Source organism: Pseudomonas urethralis, from assembly GCF_021602465.1.
Lineage (GTDB): Bacteria > Pseudomonadota > Gammaproteobacteria > Pseudomonadales > Pseudomonadaceae > Aquipseudomonas > Aquipseudomonas vlassakiae.
Map to the genome: position 1 here is coordinate 20,595 of NZ_BQIJ01000007.1, position 21,056 is coordinate 41,650.

Sequence of the window (21,056 nt, forward strand, 5' to 3'; positions counted from 1 at the left end):
CTGCTGGTCATGGACGCACCTCCCCGGCAGCCGGTTCTGCACCTTCGGCGTTGGCCAGGTGCACACCGCCCTGCCCCACCAGCAGCAAACCACCATTGGCCAGGCCACTGACACCGGCCAGGGCGATGCGGTCGCTGCGGTTGTAGACGCTGAAGGTCTGGCCATCATCGGTGCTGCGCAGCACGCTGCCGCCATTGCCGACCAGCACCAGGCTGCCATCTTCGACAAGCGTAGCGCCTGCCAGGCCGAATTCGAGCGCACCACGGGCGGCCTTGAGCGTGATCGGCTGCCAGCTGTCACCGAAGTCGGTGGAGCGGAACAGGTTGCCGCGCAGGCCATAGGCTAACAATGTATTGGCTTTGGTGGTCGCGATCACCCCGAACAGCGACCCCTCGTAGGGACCCTGAACCTTGGCCCAGGTCTGGCCGTCGTCGCTGGAGCGGTACATGCCGCCCTGCTCACCGACGATGAACAGGCCGGCATCGCGCACCCGGGTAATGCCGTTGAGGTGCAGCTGATCAGCATTGTCCAGGCGTTCGGCGATGTCCTGCCAATGCTGGCCGCCATCAGTGGTTTCCAGCAGCGCGCCGTAGGCGCCCACGGCAAAGCCATGCTGGGCGTCGAGGAAGGTGATGTCCAACAGCGGTGCTTCACGGGACAGGTCTTCGAACTGCTTGCTCCAGGTCGCGCCGCCGTCGCTGCTGGCGAGGATCTGCGCATCGTGGCCGACCGCCCAACCGCGCTTGTCGTCAAGGAAGAACACGGCGGTGAGCAGTTGCCGGGTGGGTACCCGGGCCTGGGTCCAGGTATTGCCCTGGTCGTCGGAGAACAGAATGTGGCCGCGATCACCAACCACCACCAGGCGCTTGCCGGCATGGGCGGCGCCGATCAGCAGGCTCTGGCTGGCCTTGGCCGATTCGGTCGAGTATTCGTCGGCCGCAGCGGCCTGCGCGCTGTCGGCCCACATCCCCAGTGCCAGCGCCAGCATCGCGCCGGCCGCCAACGGCCAGGCACCACGCCTGGCCTGCGTCATCACCCGCTGCTTCATGACCATCCCCTGTTGTGTTCTTGTTGGTGGGTCTGTGCTGTGAAAAGCCTGTGTTAGAGGCTTGGGGGGATCGTATCGGGGAAGGTTGAAGGATTACAACGCGCGGGACGTTATGTTTTGTTAACCGGAAAAACGGGGGCTGCTGTGCAGCACTTTCGCGACACAAGGCCGCTCCCACAGGAGATCGCATCCATTTGAAATCATGCGGTCTCCTGTGGGAGCGGCCTTGTGTCGCGAAAGGGCCGCAAAGCGGCCCCAGGATCTACCGGGCTTACGCCAGGCTCTTGCTCACCACTTCATAGACATCACTGGACAACTCACCGGAAGCGAGAATCCGCTCCAGTTCGCCCTTCATCAGCACCTGCCGCGCATCGTCATACTTGCGCCAGCGGGTCAGCGGTGCCAGTTGACGCGAGGCAATCTGCGGGTTCAGGGCATTCAGCTCGATCACCAGGTCCGCCAGGAAGCGATACCCCGAACCATCGGCAGCATGGAAGTTGACCAGGTTCTGCCCGGCAAAGGCACCGATCAGCGCCCGCACCTTGTTCGGGTTCTTCAGGGTGAACGCCGGGTGCTCCATCAGCGCCTTGACCCGCGCCAGCCCGCCCGGCAGCGTGCTGGCCGCCTGCACGCTGAACCACTGGTCCATGACCAGCGGGTTGTCCTTGAAGTGCTCGGCAAAGCTTTCCAGCGCCTTGGCACGCTCAGCCTCGAACGGCGAGTTCACCAGCACGGCCAGCGCGGTGAGGCGCTCGGTCATGTTGTCGCAGTGTTCGAACTGCTCCAGGGTCGCCTCCAGCACCTGCGGCTTGCCGCTCAACATCAGGTACGACAGGGCGATGTTCTGCAGGCTGCGGCGAGCGAAGTGTTCGGCAGCGGCCACATAAGGGGTGTTGCGCGACACTTCACGGTGGGCCTGGTAGCGCGCCCACAGGGCGTCGAACAGCTGCGCGGCGATCTGCTGGCGGGCGAACTCGCGGGCGGCGTGAATGGCATCGACGTCGGCCAGCTGGCTGATCTCGGTCAGGTAGGCCTCGCCTGGCAGCGAGAGCATTTCGGCGACCATGGCAGGGTCCAGCGAAGCGTTGCCCAGCACGGTGCCGAGCGCGGTGATCAGGCGCTGGTCAAGCGTCAACGCCTCCCCGCGCTGATGCTGGCCAATCAGCTCCTGCAGCACCTGCACCGACAGCTGCTGGCCCGCCTCCCAGCGGTTGAAGCCATCGCTGTCGTGCTGCATGAGGAACATCAGCTGGTCGCGGTCGTACGGGAAGCTCAGCTTGACCGGCGCGCTGAAGCCGCGCAGCAGCGACGGCAGCGGCTTGGCCGTGATGCCCTGGAAGGTGAAGGTCTGCTCGGCTTCGGTCACCGACAGCACGCGGCTGGTGCCGGCAGCCGAGCCTTCGCCGGCCAGTTGCAGCGGCAGGTCGTTGCCCTCGGCATCGAGCAGGCCCAGTTCGACCGGGATCACGAACGGCAGCTTCTGGGCCTTGTCCGGGGTCTGCGGGCAGCTCTGGCGGAAGGTCAGGCTGTAGGTCTGCGCGGCCGCGTCATAGGCTTCGCTGACGTCCAGGCGCGGGGTACCCGCCTGGCTGTACCAGCGCTTGAACTGGGTGAGGTCGACGCCGTTGGCATCTTCCATGGCCTTGATGAAGTCGTCAGTGGTCACCGCCTGGCCATCGTGGCGCTCGAAGTACAGGTCGCTACCTTTGCGGAAGCCATCAGCGCCCAGCAGCGTGCGAACCATGCGCACCACTTCGGCACCCTTCTCGTACACGGTCAGGGTGTAGAAGTTGGAGATCTCGATGAAGCTGTCCGGGCGCACCGGGTGGGCCATGGGGCCGGCATCTTCGGCGAACTGGTGGGTGCGCAGGTAGGCGACGTCCTCGATGCGCTTGACCGTGCGCGAGTTCATGTCAGCGCTGAACTCGGCATCGCGGAACACCGTGAAGCCTTCCTTGAGCGACAGCTGGAACCAGTCGCGGCAGGTCACGCGGTTGCCCGACCAGTTGTGGAAGTACTCGTGGGCGACCACACCTTCGACGCGCTGGTGGGCGGCGTCGGTGGCGGTTTCGGCGCGGGCCAGTACGCAGCTCGAGTTGAAGATGTTCAGGCCCTTGTTTTCCATGGCGCCCATGTTGAAATCATTGACCGCAACGATCATGAAGATGTCCAGGTCGTACTCGCGACCGTACACCTCCTCGTCCCAGCGCATGGACTTCTTCAGGCTGACCATGGCGTGGTCGCACTTGTCGATGTTCTCGGGTTCGACGTAGATGCGCAGGGTCACGTCGCGGCCGGACTGGCGGACGAAACTGTCCTCGACGCACCACAGGTCACCGGCCACCAGCGCGAACAGGTACGCCGGTTTCTTGAACGGGTCTTCCCAGGTTGCCCAGTGGCGGCCATCTTCTGCCGGCCCGCTGTCGATCGGGTTGCCGTTGCTGAGCAGCACCGGATAGCGATGCTGCTCGGCGATCACCGTGGTGGTGAAGGTGCTCATCACGTCCGGGCGGTCGAGGTAATAGGTGATCTTGCGGAAGCCCTCGGCCTCGCACTGGGTGCAGAACATCTTGCCGGACTTGTACAGGCCTTCCAGTGCGGTGTTGCTTTCCGGGTGGATCTTCACGCTGGTGTCGAGGGTGAAGCGTTCGGCCCTGGGCTGTACGATCAGGCTGTCGGCGTCAAGCTGATACTCGCCCGGCTGCAGCTCCTGGTCGTCCAGCGCGGCGCGCAGCAGCTCCAGCTGCTGGCCGTCCAGCTCCAGCGGCGGCAGGCCGGCACCGCGTGCCGGGTTGCGGCGCATGACCAGTTGCACGTGGACCAGGGTGTGGTCCTCGAACAGCTCGAAGGTCAGGTGCGTCTCGTCGATGAGGTACTCGGGCGCCTGGTAATCCTTGAGGTAGATCACTTGCGGTTGTTCGGTACGCATGTGCAGGTCCTTTTTACTGGAGCACGGCCAACTGGTAGGCCGTGTACTTGCGAATATTGATCACGCCGGTGTCGAAGATCAGGTACTGACCCTTGATACCCAGCAGCGTGCCTTCGGCCACGGGGTCCTTGTCCAGGTTGAAGCTGACGATTTTCTTCGGGTAGGCCTCGACCGGGTAGCGGATTTCTACCACTTCGGCGTCGGACAGAGGCTGGATCGCCTGTAGACCAAAGCGCCCCTGCAGTTCACGCAGGCCGTCGGCGCAGGCCTCGAAGATCTGTTCGCGGATGGCCGGCAGGTCGAGTACCTCGGCGTCGCCCTTGAGCAGCGTGCGCCAGTTGGTGCGGTCCGGCACCTGGCTGCGCAGGATGTCTTCGACCAGGCCCGATTGCTGGCGGGTAGCCACGCGCATGATCGGCAGGGCCTGGCTGGCACCCTGGTCGAGCCAGCGGGTGGGCAGCTGGGTGGCACGGGTGATACCGACCTTGATACCCGACGAGTTGGCCAGGTACACCACGTGGTCGGTCATGCAGAACTGTTCGCCCCACGACGGCTCACGGCAGGTGCCGGCGTCGTAATGGCATTTTTCCGGGGCCATGATGCACACGTCGCACTGGGCCAGCTTGGTCATGCACGGGTAGCAATAACCCTGGCTGAAGCTGGTCTTGGTGCGCTTGCCGCAATGGCTGCAGTGAATGGCGCCAAGGTATTCCAGGCGCAGGCGCTGGCCGATCAGCGGGTTGACCGGCACCTGGGTGTCATCCAGGCGGAAGCTGTATTGCACCACGGGGGCCTGCAGGCTGACCGCCATCTTGCTCAAAGAGCCACGAGCGAGTTCGATCAATGTACCGAGTCCGACTTGAACAGAATGTTGGCGATGGGGGCGGACTTCGACGCGCACTCCTGCGGGCCCATGTAGCCGGTGCGCTGCTCTTCGGGCAGGTTCTTCATCTCCCAGGCGATCACCGCCTGCAGCGACAGTTCTTTCTGCTCGGCGGTGAGCTTGCGCCCGTCCGACCATTTGCCGATTTCCACGGCCAGCTTCAGGCTCTGGTAGATTTCCGGGGTGATGTTTTCGATCATTTGCGCGAAAGTGGACATAGTGTCTCCTGATTCAAGCCGACAGTTTACGCCGGGCCAGCGCCCCGCCCAAGAGCCCGGTCAGGCATCCGATGAGCAGCCCGCCGACGTGGGCGGCATTGGCGATCTGGCCGAAGCCAAGCTGGCCGACCACGCCGGTCAGGCAGATCACCAGCCAGATGAGCATCATCACCAGCACGCCCTTGGGCAGGTTGAAATAGGGGTTGGGCGCCAGCCACTGGTATAGCCAGACGTGGCCGAGCAGACCGTAGAGCACGCCGGACAGGCCGCCGAACAGGCTCGGCCCACTGGTGTAGTGCTGGGCCAGGTTGGACACCAGGCTGAACAGCAGGGTCAGGCCGAGCAGCAGCCAGGGGCCCTGGCGCAGCTCGATACGCTTGCCCAGTTCCCAATACCACAGGCCGTTCATGGCCAGGTGCAGCACGCCGAAATGCAGCAGCATGGGCGAGACCAGGCGCCACCACTGGCCTTCGGTGAGGCCCTGGGCCAATGGGGTGAAATGCAGGTACTCGCCCTGGACACGGAATTCGAGGAAGGTGAACCAGCTAATGGCGTTGAGGTTGTCGCCCAGGCCGGTGAGACCGGCGACGATCAGGCAGAGGACGAGCACGCTGGCGGTGACCTTGCAGGCTTTGGCCTGGTCGGCCAGGGAGGGCTGTGGGGTGGCCATCGCGGATAAATCCGCGCCTACGTCGGCGTTACCGTCGGGGAAGCGCTGGTAGAGCTCGCGCACGTCGGCGACCAGGGTGTCGGGGGCCCAGAGCACCTGCTCCTCACCCTCCTCGCTGACCCGGTGCGGTACCTGCAGGCGCTGCAGCAGGTTGACGAAGCCGCTGAGGTCGACCGACAGCGGCAGGCGCATCACTTCGATGATTTTCATTGGTTGGCCTGGGGGCGTTCGACGTCGACCCAGACGAACTTGTGCGGGTCGATGCGGGTTTCATCATCCAGCCGGTAGGCCGCCAGCTTGCCATACAGCACCGCGCTGTAGTCCAGGCACGCCAGGTTGGCACGGATCGGTGCCGGGCGGCCGCTGCGCCAGTAGTGGCCAACGAACAGCAGGGGTTCGTCCTCGGCGTAGCGCAGCAGGGCATTTTTTTCGCTGTGGCTCAGTGGTGTGCGGGCTACGTCTTCGGGCAGCGCATCAGGCTGGAAGACGATGTCGCCGTAGGTCTGCGGGTCTTCTTCCCAGAACTTGGTGCGGAAGAAGGCGCGGGTCAGGCCATCGCCGCCGGTCAGGGTCAGGCCGTCCGGCAGGCGCATGTCGGTGCCGCGCAGCAGGCGGTTGCACACGGTGGCGGCAAAGCTGCCGGGCACCGCCGATGCCTGGATGAAGTGCTCGTCGATACGCCCGCCCGGGTACTGCTGACGCAGCGGTTCGATCAGCCGTGGGTCCCAGCAGGCGTGCACCAGGCGGAAGCGCCCGGCATCGACGAACAGCGGCAGTTCATAGAACCACTGCACGAAGTCGTGCCAGTCGCCCGGGTGATGGGCGAACTGGGTCAGGGTTTCGTCGATCAGCCGGGCGTGGCGCGGGGTGTGTTCGCGCACGAACGACTTGCCGCTGCCGGGCAGTGCCGGTGTGACCCAGCCAAGCGCGTTGTACTCGTGGTTGCCCATGATGCAGAACGCCTGACCGGCCTCGACCATGTCATGGACGATGTGCAGCGCCTCGCGGATGCGCGGGCCACGGTCGACGATGTCGCCCAGGAACAGCGCCTGACGCCACGGGTGACGCCAGACCCCGCCGACACGTTTGTAGCCGAGGGCGTCGAGCAGGCGTTCGAGGGTCAGTGCACAGCCGTGCACGTCGCCGATGATGTCGAAACTGCGCGCCGGATCGAGCATCAGTCGTCCCTGCCTCCCAGGCGGCTGCCCCAGCCGAGTTTGGTGCGGCACACCTCATAGTAATTGTGGTCGAGCGGGTGGATCAGGCGCAGCTTCTGCGGCTTCTTGCTGACCGTGATGGTGTCGCCCGGCGCACAGGTGAAGTGGTTCTGGCCGTCGCAGGACACTTGCGGGTAAATCTGCAACTCCTTGGACACCACGATCTTCAGCTCACTGTTGCCGTCGACCACGATCGGCCGCCCCGACAGGGTGTGCGGGTACATCGGCACGATGACGATGGCGTCGAGCTTGGGGTGCATGATCGGTCCGCCGGCCGACAGGGCGTAGGCGGTGGAGCCGGTCGGGGTGGCGACGATCAGGCCGTCGGCCTTCTGGCTGCAGACGAACTGGCCGTCGATGTAGATCTCGAACTCGATCATCCGCGTCGACTTGCCCGGGTGCAGGACCACGTCGTTGAGCGCATCGCCCTGGCCAATGGCCTCGTGATGGCGGCGCACCTCGGCCTGCAGCAGGAAGCGGTTTTCCACCAGGTAATGGCCGTCGAGCACTTCGGCCACCTTCTGTTCCAGCTCGTCAGGGCGGATATCGGTGAGGAAGCCCAGGTTGCCGCGGTTGATGCCCAGCACCGGCACATTGTGCCGGGCCAGGGCGCGGGCGGCGCCGAGCAGGCTGCCATCGCCACCGACCACGATGACCAGGTCGCAGACCTCGCCCAGCAACTTGCGCGTGGAGGTTTGCAGGCCGTGGCCGGGCAGCACCTCGGCGATGGTGTCCTCGAGGATCACGTGCAGGTGGCGCTCGAGGAGGAATTTTTTCAGTCGGCGAATGGTGTCGAGCACCTGCGAGCTGCCAAGGCGGCCGATGATACCGATATTGCGAAATTGCTCCATGGGGCTCCTGCAAGGCTCTGCGGCGGGTGACGATGTCGCGATTATGGGCGAAACGACCGGGTAGCGGCAAACCGGCTATGCTCGCAGCATGATGCCTTTCGCCGAGCTCCATGAGCTGCCCCGTCGCTTGCGCCGACCTGCCGTGCGCGACCTGGCGTGGACCCTGCTGTCGCCCGCGCTACTCAGCGCCCCGCCCTGCCCCCAGCGCCATCCGCTGGCCGGTAGCGCCTGGGCGGCCGATCCGCAGCACCTGCACGACTGGTTGCGCGCACTGGATGCGGATGACCTGCCCTTGCGCGACTGGCTGGCAAGGATCACCAGCCGGCGCCTGGGGCTGTACTACGAAGGTCTGTGGCAGTTCGCCCTGAAACAAGCGCCCGGGGTCGAGCTGCTGGCGGCCAACCTGGCGATTCGCACGGGGGGACGGACCCTGGGCGAGCTGGACATTCTGCTGCGCGATGGCGAGGGCACGCATCACCTGGAGTTGGCCATCAAACTGTACCTGGGGCCGACCGCAGGCAACGGAGGCGATCCGGCGCACTGGCTCGGGCCTGGCTGCCACGATCGTCTCGGCAGCAAACTGGCCCACCTGGCCGGGCACCAGCTGCCCATGTCGGCGGATGCGCAGAGTCGCGCAGCACTGGCCGCCGTAGGGGCCGACCAGGTGCAGGCGCACCTGTGGCTGGGTGGCTACCTGTTCTATCCCTGGCCGGGGCACGCCGAGCCGCCTGCGGGTGCCAATCCCGAGCATTTGCGCGGGCGCTGGGTACGCCGACAGCACTGGGAAAGCACAGCAGACCAACGCTGGCAACCGTTGCCGAGGCTTGCCTGGCTGGCACCGGCGCGGGCAGAGCCCGACGCATGCTGGACCGTGCCGCAGTTCGAGGCTTGGCTGGCCGGGCTGGATGAGCATGCCCCGGCGCAGTTGCTGGTCAGGCTGGAGCCGGATGGCGAAGGTGCCTGGCAGGAAGTCGAGCGGGTGTTTCTGGTGGCGGATTGTTGGCCACATTTACATGACAACAGAATTTTCACAGATCCAGCGCAAAGATTTGTTTCAAATAGCCATTAGAGTGCTATCTGAGCGCCACCAAGAGCGCCATTACCCACTGATGACGAGGACCGATCATGGTTTCATCCACCCCAGCGCCCCATTACGCACGCCTGTCCATCGCCCTGCACTGGCTGATGGTGCTGCTGCTGGCCGCCGTGTACGCCTGTATCGAATTCCGCGGCCTGTTCCCCAAGGACAGCGCTGAACGCAACCTGATGAAAGACCTGCACTTCATGCTTGGCCTGAGTGTGTTCGTGCTGGTCTGGCTGCGCCTGGCCGTGCGCCTGAGCCGCCCGACCCCGCCGATCGTGCCCAAGCCAGCGGCCTGGCAGACCGGCATTGCCCACCTGGTGCACCTGGCGCTGTACCTGTTGATGATCGGCCTGCCCGTGGCCGGTTGGCTGATTCTCAGTGCCGCCGACAAACCCGTGCCCTTCTACGGCCTCGAGCTGCCGCACCTGATCGGCGCTGACCCTGACCAGGCCAAGTTCATCAAGGGCTGGCACGAGCGGGTCGCTAGCTGGGGTTACTGGCTGATCGGCCTGCATGCACTGGCAGGGCTGTACCACCATTATGTGCAACGCGACAACACGCTGCTGCGCATGCTGCCCTACAAGTAACCGCGCCGGCCCTGCAGGCCACCGGTGTGGACGAAGATCAGGCGGGTACCGGGCGCGAACAGCCCGGCCTCGACCTGATCATGCAGGGCCAGCAAGGCCTTGCCGGTATACACGGCTTCCAGCGGCACGCCAGAGTGCCGCTCACCCTCAGCGATGAAAGCCAGCAGATCATCATCGAACCTGGCAAAACCAGCGCGGCTGGCGTCGTGCAGTTGGTAGCCCTGTGAGCCAGCCAGTGCAGCGACTGTCTGCGCCACGCCATGACCCTGCGGCACCGCCAAGGCGCCATGCACAAGGTGTTCACCTGCTTCGGCACGGACCAGGCCGGCCACTGTGGTGCCGGTACCTGCTGCCAGCCACCAGGCGTCGTAGCCAGACCACCCCAGCGCTGACAGCTGCGAACGGGCTTGCTCGACGATCAGCGCACAGCCTTCGGCACCCGCCGCCCCGCCGCCTCCCTCGGGAATGCAATGCCAGCCTGGATATCGAGCCTGCCAAGGCGCCCAGAAGCCCGGTTCATGACGTGCCCGATAACCGCCGTAGCCCAGCCAGTGCAATTGCATGCCCAGGGCTTGCAGGTCGCGCACCGTCGGGGTGTCTTGCCGCTGGCCGCGCAGCAGGCCGGCGGTGGCGAAGCCAAAGCGTTTGCCCGCGGCAGCCAGGGCGTGCAGGTGGTTGGAGTGGTTGCCGCCGAGGCTTATCAGGCCGGGGGCACCTGCGCCATGGGCATGCTGCAAGTGGTGGCGGAGCTTGAACCATTTGTTGCCGCTGATCAGGGGGTCGATCAGGTCCAGGCGCAGGATGGCGGCTTCAACCTTGGCTTTTGTCAGCCAAGGGAGAGCCAGATGTTGCAACGGCGGTTGAGGTAGATGAAGGTACATAGAACGGAGTTTATCAGTGAAACCCCTGGGGGCGCGTTGCGCCCCTTTCGCGACACAAGGCCGCTCCCACAGGTCCTGCAAAAACCTCAAGGGCCGCGGTACTCCTGTGGGAGCGGCCTCGTGTCGCGAAAGGGCCGCAAAGCGGCCCCGGCGATCTCACAGTTCGGCAGCGAGTCGCGAGCCTTGGTTGATCGCCCGCTTGGCGTCCAGCTCGGCCGCCACGTCGGCACCGCCGATCAGGTGCACCGATTGCCCCGCCGCAACCAGCCCTTCATGCAGCTCGCGCAACGGCTCCTGCCCGGCGCAGATCACCACGTTGTCCACCGCCAACACCTGCGGTTCGCCTTCGCCAACGCGAATGTGCAGGCCAGCATCGTCGATCTGCAGGTACTCGACGCCATTGAGCATCTGCACCTGCTTGTTCTTCAGCCCGGTACGGTGAATCCAGCCGGTGGTCTTGCCCAGCCCGTCGCCAACCTTGGTCTTCTTGCGCTGCAACAGGTACACCTGGCGCGCCGGCGCATGCGGCTCGGCCGTGATCCCGGCAACGCCACCGCGTGCTTCCAGGTGGGTATCGATCCCCCACTCTTTCCAGAACGCGTCGCGGTCCTGGCTGCTGGCCACGCCCTGATGCACCAGGTACTCGGAAACGTCGAAACCGATGCCGCCCGCACCAATCACCGCGACCGACTTGCCCACCGGTTTTCGCTCGAGCAGCACGTCCAGGTAGCTGAGCACCTTGGCATGCTCGACACCCGGGATGGCCGGAGTACGTGGCGCGATACCGGTAGCCAGGATGATGTCGTCGTAGCCACCCGCCACCAGCGCCTGCACATCGACCCAGGTATTCAGGCGCAGATCGACGCCGGTGCTTTTCACCTTGTTGCGGAAGTAACGCAAGGTCTCGTGGAATTCCTCCTTGCCCGGTACCCGCTTGGCCACATTGAACTGCCCGCCAATCTCGCTGGCGGCATCGAACAGCGTCACTTCATGGCCACGCTCGGCCGCGACGGTGGCCGCTGCCAGGCCGGCAGGGCCTGCGCCGACCACGGCGATGCGCTTCACGGCACGCACCGGCAGATAGTTGAGCTCGGTTTCGTGGCAGGCGCGCGGGTTGACCAGGCAACTGGTCAACTTGCCACCGAAGGTGTGGTCCAGGCAGGCCTGGTTGCAACCGATGCAGGTGTTGATCTCGTCGGCACGCCCTGCGGCCGCCTTGTTGACGAAGTCGGCGTCGGCGAGGAACGGCCGGGCCATGGAAACCATGTCGGCATCGCCCTCGGCCAGCACGGTTTCTGCCACTTCCGGGGTATTGATACGGTTGGTGGTGATCAGCGGAATGTTCACGGCGCCGCGCAGCTTGGCGGTGACCTTGCTGAACGCCGCACGCGGCACCTTGGTGGCAATGGTCGGGATGCGCGCCTCGTGCCAGCCGATACCGGTGTTGATCAGCGTCGCGCCGGCCTGCTCGATGGCCTTGGCCAGCAGCTCGATCTCGTCCCAGGTGCTGCCGCCCTCGACCAGATCGAGCATCGACAGGCGGAAGATGATGATGAAGTTTGGCCCTACGGCCTCGCGCACACGGGTGACGATCTGCACCGCCAGACGCATGCGGTTCTCGTAGCTGCCACCCCAGCGGTCGGTGCGATGGTTGGTGTGGGCGGCGAGGAACTGGTTGATGAAGTAGCCTTCGGACCCCATGATCTCGACGCCATCGTAGCCGGCACGCTGGGCCAGCACGGCACAATTGACGAAGTCGGCGATCTGCTTCTCGATGCCCGCTTCATCCAGCTCCTTGGGCTTGAACGGGTTGATCGGTGCCTGGATCGCGCTGGGCGCCACCTGGCGCGGGCTGTAGGCGTAGCGGCCGGCATGCAGGATCTGCAGGCAGATCTTGCCGCCGGCTGCATGCACGGCCTGGGTGACGATGCGATGTTTGTCGGCTTCTTCCTCGGTGCTGAGCTTGGCCGCGCCGGAATACACACCGCCTTCATCGTTCGGCGCGATGCCGCCAGTGACCATCAGGCCAACGCCACCCCGGGCGCGCTCGGCAAAATACGCAGCCATGCGTTCGAAACCGCCCGGGCGCTCTTCGAGGCCGGTGTGCATCGAACCCATCAGGGTGCGGTTGCGCAAGGTGGTGAAGCCCAGATCGAGCGGGGCCAGCAAATGCGGGTAGCGGTCGGCGGCCATGGAATGTCCCCAGGTGGCGTGATCACGGATGCGGGTGCCTCACCGGCCGGCGGGTCCCGTCGTTTGTCTGCCTGCGACATTAAACAGCCGTTTGAACGGGCTCAATGATCGAAACTGACAACTTATTGATCCTCCCGCGCAGCGGGACTACCCTAGGGAACCCTCGATTCCCAAGGCGCTGTACCGCTTGATGCGAAAACTCCTGGCAGGCGCCCTGGCGCTGGTAATGATCACCGCTCTGTGCGGCTACGGTTTCTGGACCCAACAGCGCCCGGAAGGCCATTACCTCTCCGATTTGCGCATCGAGCTGGCGCTCAATCATGGTGTGCCTGGCGAGCATGGCAACCTGCTTGGCATCGAGCCGTTGCTGTTCCCCAGCGACTACCAGAGCCTGCAACGGCTGCACCGCAAGCTTTCCGCCTACCTGGAACAAGCGCGCGCCCAAGGCCTGGTTGGCCCCCGCACGGTCGTGGTGCTGCCGGAACACATCGGCACCTGGCTGTGGGCACGGGGCGAAAAGAACGAGCTGTTCCAGGTCACCCGCAATCGCGACGCCGAGCAATGGCTGGAGCTGAGCAACCCGCTGCGCTATGGCCTGGCCATGCTGAGCGCCAATGGCGATGACCGGCGCGCCGATGCCCACCTGCGCATGAAGGCCCGCCAGATGGCCAGCGACTACCAGCAGCTGTTCGGCGGCCTGGCCAAGGAATTCGGTGTGACCCTGGTGGCAGGCTCGATCGTGCTGCCCGCCCCCTATGTCGAACGAGGTGTGCTGCACATTGGGCAAGGGCCGCTGTTCAACAGCAGCCTGGTGTTCGCCGCGGACGGCTTGCCGCTGGGCCAACCGCAACACCAGCAATACCCCGACAGCGAGACACGGCGCTACATCCATCACGGCCGGCATTTCCCGCTGCAGGTGTTGCAGACCCCCGCCGGGCGCCTTGGCGTGCTGATCGGCAGCGACAGCTGGTACCCGGAAAACCAGCGCCAGTTGCAGCAGCAACAGGCCCAACTGATCGCCAACCCGGTGTTTCTCAGCGGCAAAAACAGTTGGGATACCCCCTGGCGCGGCAATCGCCATCAGGATGCAGCTGCCGAACTGCCCCTGCAACGCGGCGAGGTCAGCGAACAGGCCGCCTGGCAACGCCTGACCCAGGCCGCAGGTGACAGCGTCAGCAGCATGAGCGTGTTCATGCGTGGGCAATTCTGGGAACAGGGCAGCGACGGCCAAGGCTTCGCCCACCAAGCCGGTGAATTGCTGGCAGGGCCTCCCAGCCGCGGCGCACGCCTGCTGAACCTGTGGCTGTAGGCACATGAGCCGCCCCCGCGTGCGCCTGGGCGACCTTTCGGTCGGTTTCGTCCAGCCCCTGGCCCAGGCCCTGCGCGAACAAGGCCATGATCCGACACCGCTGCTGCAGCAATACGGGCTCGATGCCGAACGCCTGGCCGAAGCCGGAGCTCGGCTGTCGATTCCTCGCTACATGCACCTGGGGCATGCGGCCATCGCGCTATGCGGCGACCCTGCGCTGGGCCTGCGCATGGGCCGGCTGAGCCGCCTGGCCCAGGCCGGGCTGGCCGGTGTCACCGCAGCCCAGGCCCCTACGCTGGGCGAGGCGGCACGTACACTGCTGCGCTTCGAGCCACTGTACGCGGCCAATTACCGCGGCCATTGCAGCTATCACGAAGACGCGCACGGCGCGTGGCTGACGTTCTACTCGATCAGCCCCTACAACGACTACAACCGCTTTGTGGTCGACTCACTGCTGGGCGGCTGGCTGGCGCAGCTTGCCGCCCTGAGCGACGTCCCCGTGCAGGCCGAGCGCCTGGAAGTGGAATTCGACGCGCCTGGCTACGCTGCGCAATACCAGCTACTGTGCAGCACACCCTTGCAGTTCGGCGCCAGCGCCAATCGTCTGCGGCTGGGCCGCCGCACGCTTGACCAGGCCAACCCACAGCATTGCCCGAGCACCTTCAGCCACCTGCTGCAATTGTGTGAGGTAGAAATGCTCCAGCGCACCCGCGTGCGCAGCCTGGGCGAGCGCATTACCCATCTCCTCGGCCCGCTGCTCAATGGCGGCCGTGAACCTGACCTCGAAGAAGTGGCGCTGCGCTTGCAACTGCCCACCTGGACGCTGCGGCGCAAGCTGGCGGAAGAAGGCACGCGCTTTCGTGACCTGCTCAACGACACGCGACGCGATCTTGCCGAAGCCTACATCCGCGATACGGAGTTGGCCTTTGGCGAGATCGCTTATTTGTTGGGGTTTGCATCGGCGGAGGCCTTCCAACGCGCATTCAAGCGCTGGACGGGCCTTACGCCGGGGGAGTTTCGCCGCAGCCAGCGGCGGGCAGGTTAAAGCTCCGTGGCGTCGTCTGCCGGTTCTGGCGGATCCAGTTCGTAAGCCTGAAACTCGAGCAGCTCTTCCTGATAGTCATCCATCGTCCTGCGTCCTCTTCTCATCTGTCTTCGTTGGTCATGCCTTCAACCTAAACGGGCCGGGTGAAGGAATGATGACAAGCTTATGAGTGGAAAACATAGCAGGTGTTCAGGAAGTTATCGCCGAGCATCTGTAACAGCGAATTAAAGCGACGCCGGTGCCTCCTGCGCAGGCTGCGTATCCTGCTGCACCTGGATCGGTGCGGCCTCTGCTGGCGGTGCCACCGGTTGCGAGCCCTGGCTATCATCGACCACGGGTTTGGCCGCGGCTTCACTGGCAGGTACAGCCGCCGCAGGTGCGGGAGCGGCTTCAACCAATGGCGCAGGCGCCGGCGCTGCAACGGCCGGGGCTGCCGAGGCCTGTTCCGGCAAACCCAGGTCTGGCGCCGGCTTCTCAGGCTTTGGCGCAGGCGCTTCGACCTTGGCCTTGGCGACCTTCTTCGGTTTCGGCAGGAAACTTTCGACCAGGGCGAAGTAGCGGTCATAGAACTGCGCCGCCGTCACCGTCTCGCTGGCGACCTTGACCATCGAGTCATCGCTGGAGCCGATCGGCATGGATACCGAACCGAGCACGCCGACACCCAGGCTGGCAGAGCTGTTGGACTTCTTCAGGCTGTAACGGTCCTGCAAGGCGTTGGCGAACATGGTCGAACGCTTGTCGTCGTTGACGTCTGGCGCGCAGGTCACGTTGAAGCTGATCTGCAGGTGGTTTTCGCTGTTCTGCTGGAAGCTCTTGTTCCCCATCACCTGGTTGGCACCACTGCTGGTGATGATGTACCCCTGGCTGAGCAACGCACGGCGAGCGGCTTCGCAGGAACCGGCATCGGTCACCGGAAAGCTGCGCGAGTAAGTCCCAGAGTCGTCGAAGTTCTCGTGCTCGTAGATGGCGGCCTTTTTCGAAGAGCAACCGGTCACGCCCGCCAGCACCAGGGCCAGCCCGAGCGCACCAAAGACGGAGGATCTGGTCATTGCGAATTCCGGGTAAGTCAAAAGAGGCCTATTGTGCATCACTGCAGGCAAGCACAGGAACCGTTGATCGGTGAAGAGTGTGTCAGGTTCGTGTAAATCTACTCGCCGTAAGGGCGTTAAAACGAAAAAAGCGACCCTGAGGTCGCTTTTTTGTGGCTTCAAGGCGTTCAAGGGGCCTCGAGGCGAAGATGGCGCAGCGGACGGGACTCGAACCCGCGACCCCCGGCGTGACAGGCCGGTATTCTAACCGACTGAACTACCGCTGCGTATCATTCAGGCTTGCGCCCGATTGAAACCTGGGTCTACCCTTCCGGCGCGATGGCCTCAGGGCAGGCACAAAAAAAGCGACAGATGATCGCTTCATTTGTGTTTGCTTCAAGGTGTTCTAGGGACCTCGAAACGAAGATGGCGCAGCGGACGGGACTCGAACCCGCGACCCCCGGCGTGACAGGCCGGTATTCTAACCGACTGAACTACCGCTGCGTATCGTTCAGGCTTGCGCCTGATTGAAACTGGGATCAGCCTCAGGCATTTCGCCTTCGACTCCAGACCGGTGCCAGGCACCCATCTGTTACTGAAAAATGGCGCAGCGGACGGGACTCGAACCCGCGACCCCCGGCGTGACAGGCCGGTATTCTAACCGACTGAACTACCGCTGCGCAGTGCGTTTCTCTCCGGCTATCGGCTTCATCGGAAGCGTCCAGCACTAGAAACAGTCTCAGGAAGTGGTGGGTGATGACGGGATCGAACCGCCGACCCTCTGCTTGTAAGGCAGATGCTCTCCCGGCTGAGCTAATCACCCTCGCGATGTTGCTTGTTGCGTTTGCTTCGCTGAGGCCGCGAAATTTACGCAGGTGCCGATGCTAAGTCAATAGCCCCGTTGAATTTTTTTCAAAAAAGGCAAAAACGCAAAAGGGACCTTTCGGTCCCCTTCGCTTACCGCTGCCTGCTCAGGTGTAGATCATCTTGCGGGTCATGCCGCCGTCGACCACGAACTCCTGGCCGGTGACGAACCCGGCCTGGCGCGACAGCAGCCAGGCGACCATGGCGGCCACATCCTCCACCGTACCCACCCTGCCCGTCGGATGCTGGGCATGGTCGGCCTCGGTCAAGGGTTCGGCACGGCGCTGGGACGGGTCACGGGCATCGATCCAGCCCGGGCTCACCGCGTTGACCCGGATCTCCGGGCCCAGGCTCATGGCCAACGCATGGGTCAAGGCCACCAGGCCACCCTTGCTCGCCGCGTAGGCCTCGGTGTCCGGTTCGGACTGCCGGGCACGCGTCGAGGTCAGGTTGACGATCGCACCGTTGTGCGCGCGCAGGTACGGCGCACAATGCTTGGCCAGCAACATCGGCCCATTGAGGTTGACCGCCAGTACCCGGTTCCATTGCGCCAGGCTCAAGCTTTCGAGGGTCTGGTTGTGCGGGTTGGCAATGGCCGCGTTGCACACCAGCGCATCCAGCCGCCCGAACTGCCCGAGCACCTCGGACACCCCCGCGCTGACCTGGGCCTCGTCGGCCACGTCCATGGTGATGAACCAGGCGTTTTCGCCCAGGGCCTTGGCCACCTTGGCACCGCGCTGACGGTCGAGGTCGCTGAGCACCACTTGCCAACCTTCGCAGATCAGCCAGGCGGCAATACCCAGGCCAATGCCGCGGGCGGCACCGGTGACCAGGGCAACCCGACCATTATGGCCCGGTACACCGCCGCGGATTTCCATCAGAGAGCCGCCAGCCCACGGGCGAGGTCCGCCTGCAGGTCAGCCACGTCTTCCAGGCCCACGGCAACCCGGATCAGGCTGTCGCGGATGCCCGCCGCTTCTCGCTCCTGCGGCGTCAGGCGGCCGTGGGAGGTGGTAGCCGGGTGGGCGATGGTGGTCTTGCTGTCACCCAGGTTGGTAGTGATCGAAATCACCCGGGTAGCGTCGATGAAGCGCCAGGCACCTTCTTTGCCGCCCTTGACTTCGAAGCTGACCACCGCACCGAAGCCGCTCATCTGGCGCTTGGCCAGCTCATGCTGCGGGTGGCTTGGCAGGCCGGCGTAATGCACCTTCTCCACGCCCTCCTGTTGTTCCAGCCATTCGGCCAGGACCTGGGCGCTCTCGCAGTGCGCACGCATGCGCAGCTTGAGGGTTTCCAGGCCCTTGGTGAAGATCCAGGCGTTGAACGGGCTGAGGGTCGGCCCAGCAGTGCGCAGGAAGCCCACCACTTCTTTCATCTGCTCGGCACGGCCGGCGACCACACCGCCCATGCAACGGCCCTGGCCGTCGATGAACTTGGTGGCCGAGTGGAACACGATGTCGGCACCCAGCTTGAGCGGCTGCTGCAAGGCCGGGGTGCTGAAGCAGTTGTCCACCACCAGCATGGCGCCACGGGCGTGGGCGATTTCGGCCAGTGCCCTGATGTCGACCAGCTCGGCCAGCGGGTTGGACGGGGACTCGACGATCAGCAGCTTGGTGTTGGCCTTGATGGCCTTTTCCCAGCCCGTGAGGTCGACCAGGGGCACGTAGTCCACCTGCACACCGAAGCGCTTGAAGTACTTCTCGAACAGGCTGATGGTCGAGCCGAACACGCTCTGCGAGACCAGCACGTGGTCGCCGGCACTGCACAGCGACATGACCACGGCGAGGATCGCCGCCATGCCGGTGGAGGTGCCCACGGCCTGCTCGGCGCCTTCCATGGCCGCCAGGCGCTCTTCGAAGGCACGCACGGACGGGTTGGTGTAGCGCGAGTAGACGTTGCCCGGCGTTTCGCCGGCAAAACGCGCAGCGGCATCGGCCGCCGTGCGGAACACATAGCTGGAGGTCAGGAACAGCGCTTCGCTGTGCTCGGCCTCCGGTGTACGGCTTTGACCGGCGCGCACCGCCAGGGTGTCGAAACCGACACCCTCGAGGTCACTGTCCAGTCGCCCGGCATCCCATTGATCCGTCATGCCGTCGCTCCCAAATCAGTTGTTGTAGAGGTCGATGATCGCGCTGACCGCCTGGTTCTTGACCTTGGCCAGGTCGTTACGGGCCTGCTCGATGCGGTCAAGGTAGGCTTCGTCGATGTCACCGGTGACGTATTCACCGTTGAACACCGCGCAATCGAAGTGATCGATCTTGATCTTGCCGCCACCGACCGAGTCGATCAGGTCCGGCAGGTCCTGGTAGACCAGCCAGTCGGCGCCGATCAACTCGGCCACCTGTTCGGTGGTACGGTTGTGGGCGATCAGTTCGTGCACACTCGGCATGTCGATGCCGTAGACGTTGGGGTAGCGCACCGCAGGGGCTGCGGAGCAGAAGTAGACATTCTTGGCGCCGGCTTCGCGGGCCATCTGGATGATCTGCTTGCACGTGGTGCCGCGGACGATCGAGTCGTCCACCAGCATCACGTTCTTGCCGCGGAACTCGAGCTCGATGGCGTTGAGCTTCTGGCGTACCGACTTCTTGCGTGCGGCCTGGCCAGGCATGATGAAGGTACGGCCGATGTAGCGATTCTTGACGAAGCCTTCGCGGAACTTCACGCCCAGACGGTTGGCCAGCTCCAGCGCGGCAGTACGGCTGGTGTCCGGGATCGGGATGACCACGTCGATATCGTGCTCCGGGCGCTCGCGCATGATCTTGTCGGCGAGCTTTTCACCCATGCGCAGACGGGCCTTGTACACCGAGATACCGTCGATGATCGAGTCCGGGCGGGCCAGGTAGACGTGCTCGAAGATGCACGGCTGCAGCTTCGGTGCATCGGCGCACTGTTTGGTGAACAGTTGGCCTTCCTCGGTGATGTACACCGCTTCGCCCGGCGCCAGGTCGCGGATCAGGGTGAAGCCGAGCACGTCGAGGGCGACGCTTTCCGAGGCGATCATGTATTCCACGCCTTCGTCGGTGTGGCGCTGGCCGAACACCACCGGGCGGATGCCGTTCGGGTCACGGAAACCCACGACACCGTAGCCTGTGATCATCGCAACGACCGCGTAGCCGCCGACGCAACGGCTGTGCACGTGGGAAACCGCGGCGAACACGTCTTCTTCGGTCGGCTGCAGCTTGCCACGCACGGCCAGCTCATGGGCGAACACGTTCAGCAGCACTTCCGAGTCGGAATTGGTGTTGACGTGGCGCAGGTCGGACTCGTAGATCTCCTTGGCCAGCTGCTCGACGTTGGTCAGGTTGCCGTTGTGCGCCAGGGTGATGCCATACGGCGAGTTGACGTAGAACGGCTGGGCCTCGGCCGACGTCGAGCTGCCCGCAGTCGGGTAGCGCACATGGCCGATGCCGATGTGGCCGACCAGGCGCTGCATGTGGCGCTGCTGGAAGACATCGCGCACCAGGCCATTGTCCTTGCGCAGGAACAACCGGCCGTCGTGGCTGGTCACGATACCGGCAGCGTCCTGGCCGCGGTGCTGGAGGACCGTAAGCGCGTCATACAGCGCCTGATTGACGTTCGACTTACCGACGATACCGACGATGCCACACATGCGACGCAACCCCTACTTTGATAAAACTTGAACGAACAGCACTCAGGGCTTTGCCGGCCCGAGCAACTGCTCCTTGAATGGAAGATCAGCCGGAGCGCTGATCACCCCACTTGAAGACCACTGATGGGTGAAACCCAGGATCAGGTTTTTCGACCAGTCAGCGACCAATAGAAACTGTGGTATCAGGCGAGATTCCTGCCACCAGCTGTCTTGCTGCACCGGCCCCAGGCTGAGCAGGCCGACCGCTACCACCACCAGCAAGCCCCCGCGCGCGGCACCAAAGGCCATGCCGAGGAAGCGATCGGTGCCGGACAGCCCGGTCACGCGGATCAGCTCGCCGATCAGGAAGTTGAGCATGGCGCCCACCAGCAGGGTGGCGACGAAAAGAATGGCGCAGCCGGCGATGGTGCGCATCGACGGCGTCTGGATATAGCTCTCAAGGTACACCGAAAGCGAACCACCGAACATCCAGGCGACCGCCCCTGCGACGATCCAGATGAGCAGGGACAAGGCCTCCTTGACGAAGCCGCGCTTGAGACTGATCAGTGTGGAGACGGCGATGATCGCGATGATCGCCCAATCAACCAGGGTAAAGGCCACGGTGCTGCCTGCAGACGTTTGAGGCGGCGCATTTTACCA

General features: G+C 64.4%; 18 protein-coding genes and 4 tRNA genes. 4 read left to right on the plus strand and 18 right to left on the minus strand.

What is annotated here, in order from left to right:
* Positions 1-7: 7 nt before the first annotated feature.
* From L6D64_RS13220 to L6D64_RS13250, 7 genes are all read right to left on the minus strand, one after another.
* Positions 8-1,033 (minus strand): WD40/YVTN/BNR-like repeat-containing protein, encoded by a 1,026-nt coding sequence (locus tag L6D64_RS13220; RefSeq protein WP_371870339.1) that lies wholly within the window; start codon positions 1,031-1,033, stop codon positions 8-10.
* A gap of 286 nt (positions 1,034-1,319) precedes the next feature.
* A complete protein-coding gene (pepN, locus tag L6D64_RS13225; protein WP_176510174.1) occupies positions 1,320-3,977 on the minus strand; it encodes an aminopeptidase N in 2,658 nt (885 codons plus the stop codon).
* A gap of 13 nt (positions 3,978-3,990) precedes the next feature.
* Positions 3,991-4,821 (minus strand): DUF2797 domain-containing protein, encoded by an 831-nt coding sequence (locus tag L6D64_RS13230; RefSeq protein ID WP_176510175.1) that lies wholly within the window; start codon positions 4,819-4,821, stop codon positions 3,991-3,993.
* Positions 4,818-5,078, minus strand: a complete 261-nt coding sequence (locus L6D64_RS13235; RefSeq protein ID WP_054885767.1) for a YeaC family protein — start codon at positions 5,076-5,078, stop codon at positions 4,818-4,820. Before L6D64_RS13235 ends, L6D64_RS13230 begins: the two co-directional genes overlap by 4 nt.
* Before the next feature lie 13 nt (positions 5,079-5,091).
* Entirely contained in the window at positions 5,092-5,958 is an 867-nt protein-coding gene (locus tag L6D64_RS13240; RefSeq protein ID WP_176510176.1) for a rhomboid family intramembrane serine protease, read from the minus strand.
* Complete coding sequence (locus L6D64_RS13245) at positions 5,955-6,926, minus strand: metallophosphoesterase (RefSeq protein WP_054885765.1); 972 nt, start codon at positions 6,924-6,926, stop codon at positions 5,955-5,957. The genes L6D64_RS13240 and L6D64_RS13245 overlap by 4 nt, the downstream gene beginning before the upstream one ends.
* Positions 6,926-7,816 carry an NAD(+) kinase gene (locus L6D64_RS13250; protein WP_054885764.1) on the minus strand — a complete coding sequence of 297 codons (891 nt, stop codon included), beginning with the start codon at positions 7,814-7,816 and terminating at the stop codon, positions 6,926-6,928. Before L6D64_RS13250 ends, L6D64_RS13245 begins: the two co-directional genes overlap by 1 nt.
* A gap of 88 nt (positions 7,817-7,904) precedes the next feature.
* Between L6D64_RS13250 and L6D64_RS13255 the strand changes: the two genes are divergently transcribed.
* Together L6D64_RS13255 and cybB are read left to right on the plus strand one after the other, a co-directional pair.
* Complete coding sequence (locus tag L6D64_RS13255; RefSeq protein ID WP_176510177.1) at positions 7,905-8,885, plus strand: DUF1853 family protein; 981 nt, start codon at positions 7,905-7,907, stop codon at positions 8,883-8,885.
* Positions 8,886-8,941: 56 nt separating this feature from the next.
* Positions 8,942-9,487, plus strand: coding sequence for a cytochrome b561 (cybB, locus tag L6D64_RS13260; protein ID WP_176510178.1), 546 nt, complete (start codon positions 8,942-8,944; stop codon positions 9,485-9,487).
* Here the strand turns inward: cybB and L6D64_RS13265 are convergent.
* Together L6D64_RS13265 and L6D64_RS13270 are read right to left on the minus strand one after the other, a co-directional pair.
* Positions 9,478-10,368, minus strand: coding sequence for a 1-aminocyclopropane-1-carboxylate deaminase/D-cysteine desulfhydrase (locus L6D64_RS13265; RefSeq protein WP_176510179.1), 891 nt, complete (start codon positions 10,366-10,368; stop codon positions 9,478-9,480). The genes cybB and L6D64_RS13265 overlap by 10 nt on opposite strands.
* A gap of 156 nt (positions 10,369-10,524) precedes the next feature.
* Positions 10,525-12,561 (minus strand): NADPH-dependent 2,4-dienoyl-CoA reductase, encoded by a 2,037-nt coding sequence (locus L6D64_RS13270; protein ID WP_176510180.1) that lies wholly within the window; start codon positions 12,559-12,561, stop codon positions 10,525-10,527.
* Between the two features lie 190 nt (positions 12,562-12,751).
* Here L6D64_RS13270 and L6D64_RS13275 point away from each other — a divergent pair, with 190 nt between their 5' ends.
* Both L6D64_RS13275 and L6D64_RS13280 read left to right on the plus strand, forming a co-directional pair.
* Positions 12,752-13,870, plus strand: a complete 1,119-nt coding sequence (locus tag L6D64_RS13275) for a nitrilase-related carbon-nitrogen hydrolase (protein WP_176510181.1) — start codon at positions 12,752-12,754, stop codon at positions 13,868-13,870.
* Between the two features lie 4 nt (positions 13,871-13,874).
* Entirely contained in the window at positions 13,875-14,915 is a 1,041-nt protein-coding gene (locus L6D64_RS13280) for an AraC family transcriptional regulator (protein ID WP_176510182.1), read from the plus strand.
* A 224-nt stretch (positions 14,916-15,139) separates the two neighbouring features.
* On the opposite strand, the gene L6D64_RS13285 is transcribed toward L6D64_RS13280, so the two are convergent.
* From L6D64_RS13285 to L6D64_RS13325, 9 genes are all read right to left on the minus strand, one after another.
* Positions 15,140-15,964 carry a DUF2242 domain-containing protein gene (locus L6D64_RS13285; protein ID WP_054885757.1) on the minus strand — a complete coding sequence of 275 codons (825 nt, stop codon included), beginning with the start codon at positions 15,962-15,964 and terminating at the stop codon, positions 15,140-15,142.
* 189 nt (positions 15,965-16,153) lie between these two features.
* Positions 16,154-16,230 (minus strand) — tRNA-Asp (locus L6D64_RS13290).
* 140 nt (positions 16,231-16,370) lie between these two features.
* A tRNA-Asp gene (locus L6D64_RS13295) sits at positions 16,371-16,447 on the minus strand.
* Between the two features lie 99 nt (positions 16,448-16,546).
* Positions 16,547-16,623 (minus strand) — tRNA-Asp (locus L6D64_RS13300).
* Positions 16,624-16,690: 67 nt separating this feature from the next.
* Positions 16,691-16,766: transfer RNA gene (locus tag L6D64_RS13305), tRNA-Val, on the minus strand.
* 148 nt (positions 16,767-16,914) lie between these two features.
* Positions 16,915-17,685, minus strand: a complete 771-nt coding sequence (locus L6D64_RS13310; protein WP_165837365.1) for an SDR family oxidoreductase — start codon at positions 17,683-17,685, stop codon at positions 16,915-16,917.
* The gene (locus L6D64_RS13315) at positions 17,685-18,896 is read right to left on the minus strand and encodes an O-succinylhomoserine sulfhydrylase (RefSeq protein ID WP_176510183.1); all 1,212 of its coding nucleotides are present in this window, start codon (positions 18,894-18,896) and stop codon (positions 17,685-17,687) included. Before L6D64_RS13315 ends, L6D64_RS13310 begins: the two co-directional genes overlap by 1 nt.
* Before the next feature lie 15 nt (positions 18,897-18,911).
* On the minus strand, positions 18,912-20,417 hold the full coding sequence (gene purF, locus L6D64_RS13320; RefSeq protein ID WP_176510184.1) for an amidophosphoribosyltransferase: 1,506 nt from the start codon (positions 20,415-20,417) through the stop codon (positions 18,912-18,914).
* A gap of 42 nt (positions 20,418-20,459) precedes the next feature.
* A complete protein-coding gene (locus L6D64_RS13325; RefSeq protein ID WP_054885753.1) occupies positions 20,460-21,017 on the minus strand; it encodes a CvpA family protein in 558 nt (185 codons plus the stop codon).
* Positions 21,018-21,056 lie beyond the last annotated feature (39 nt).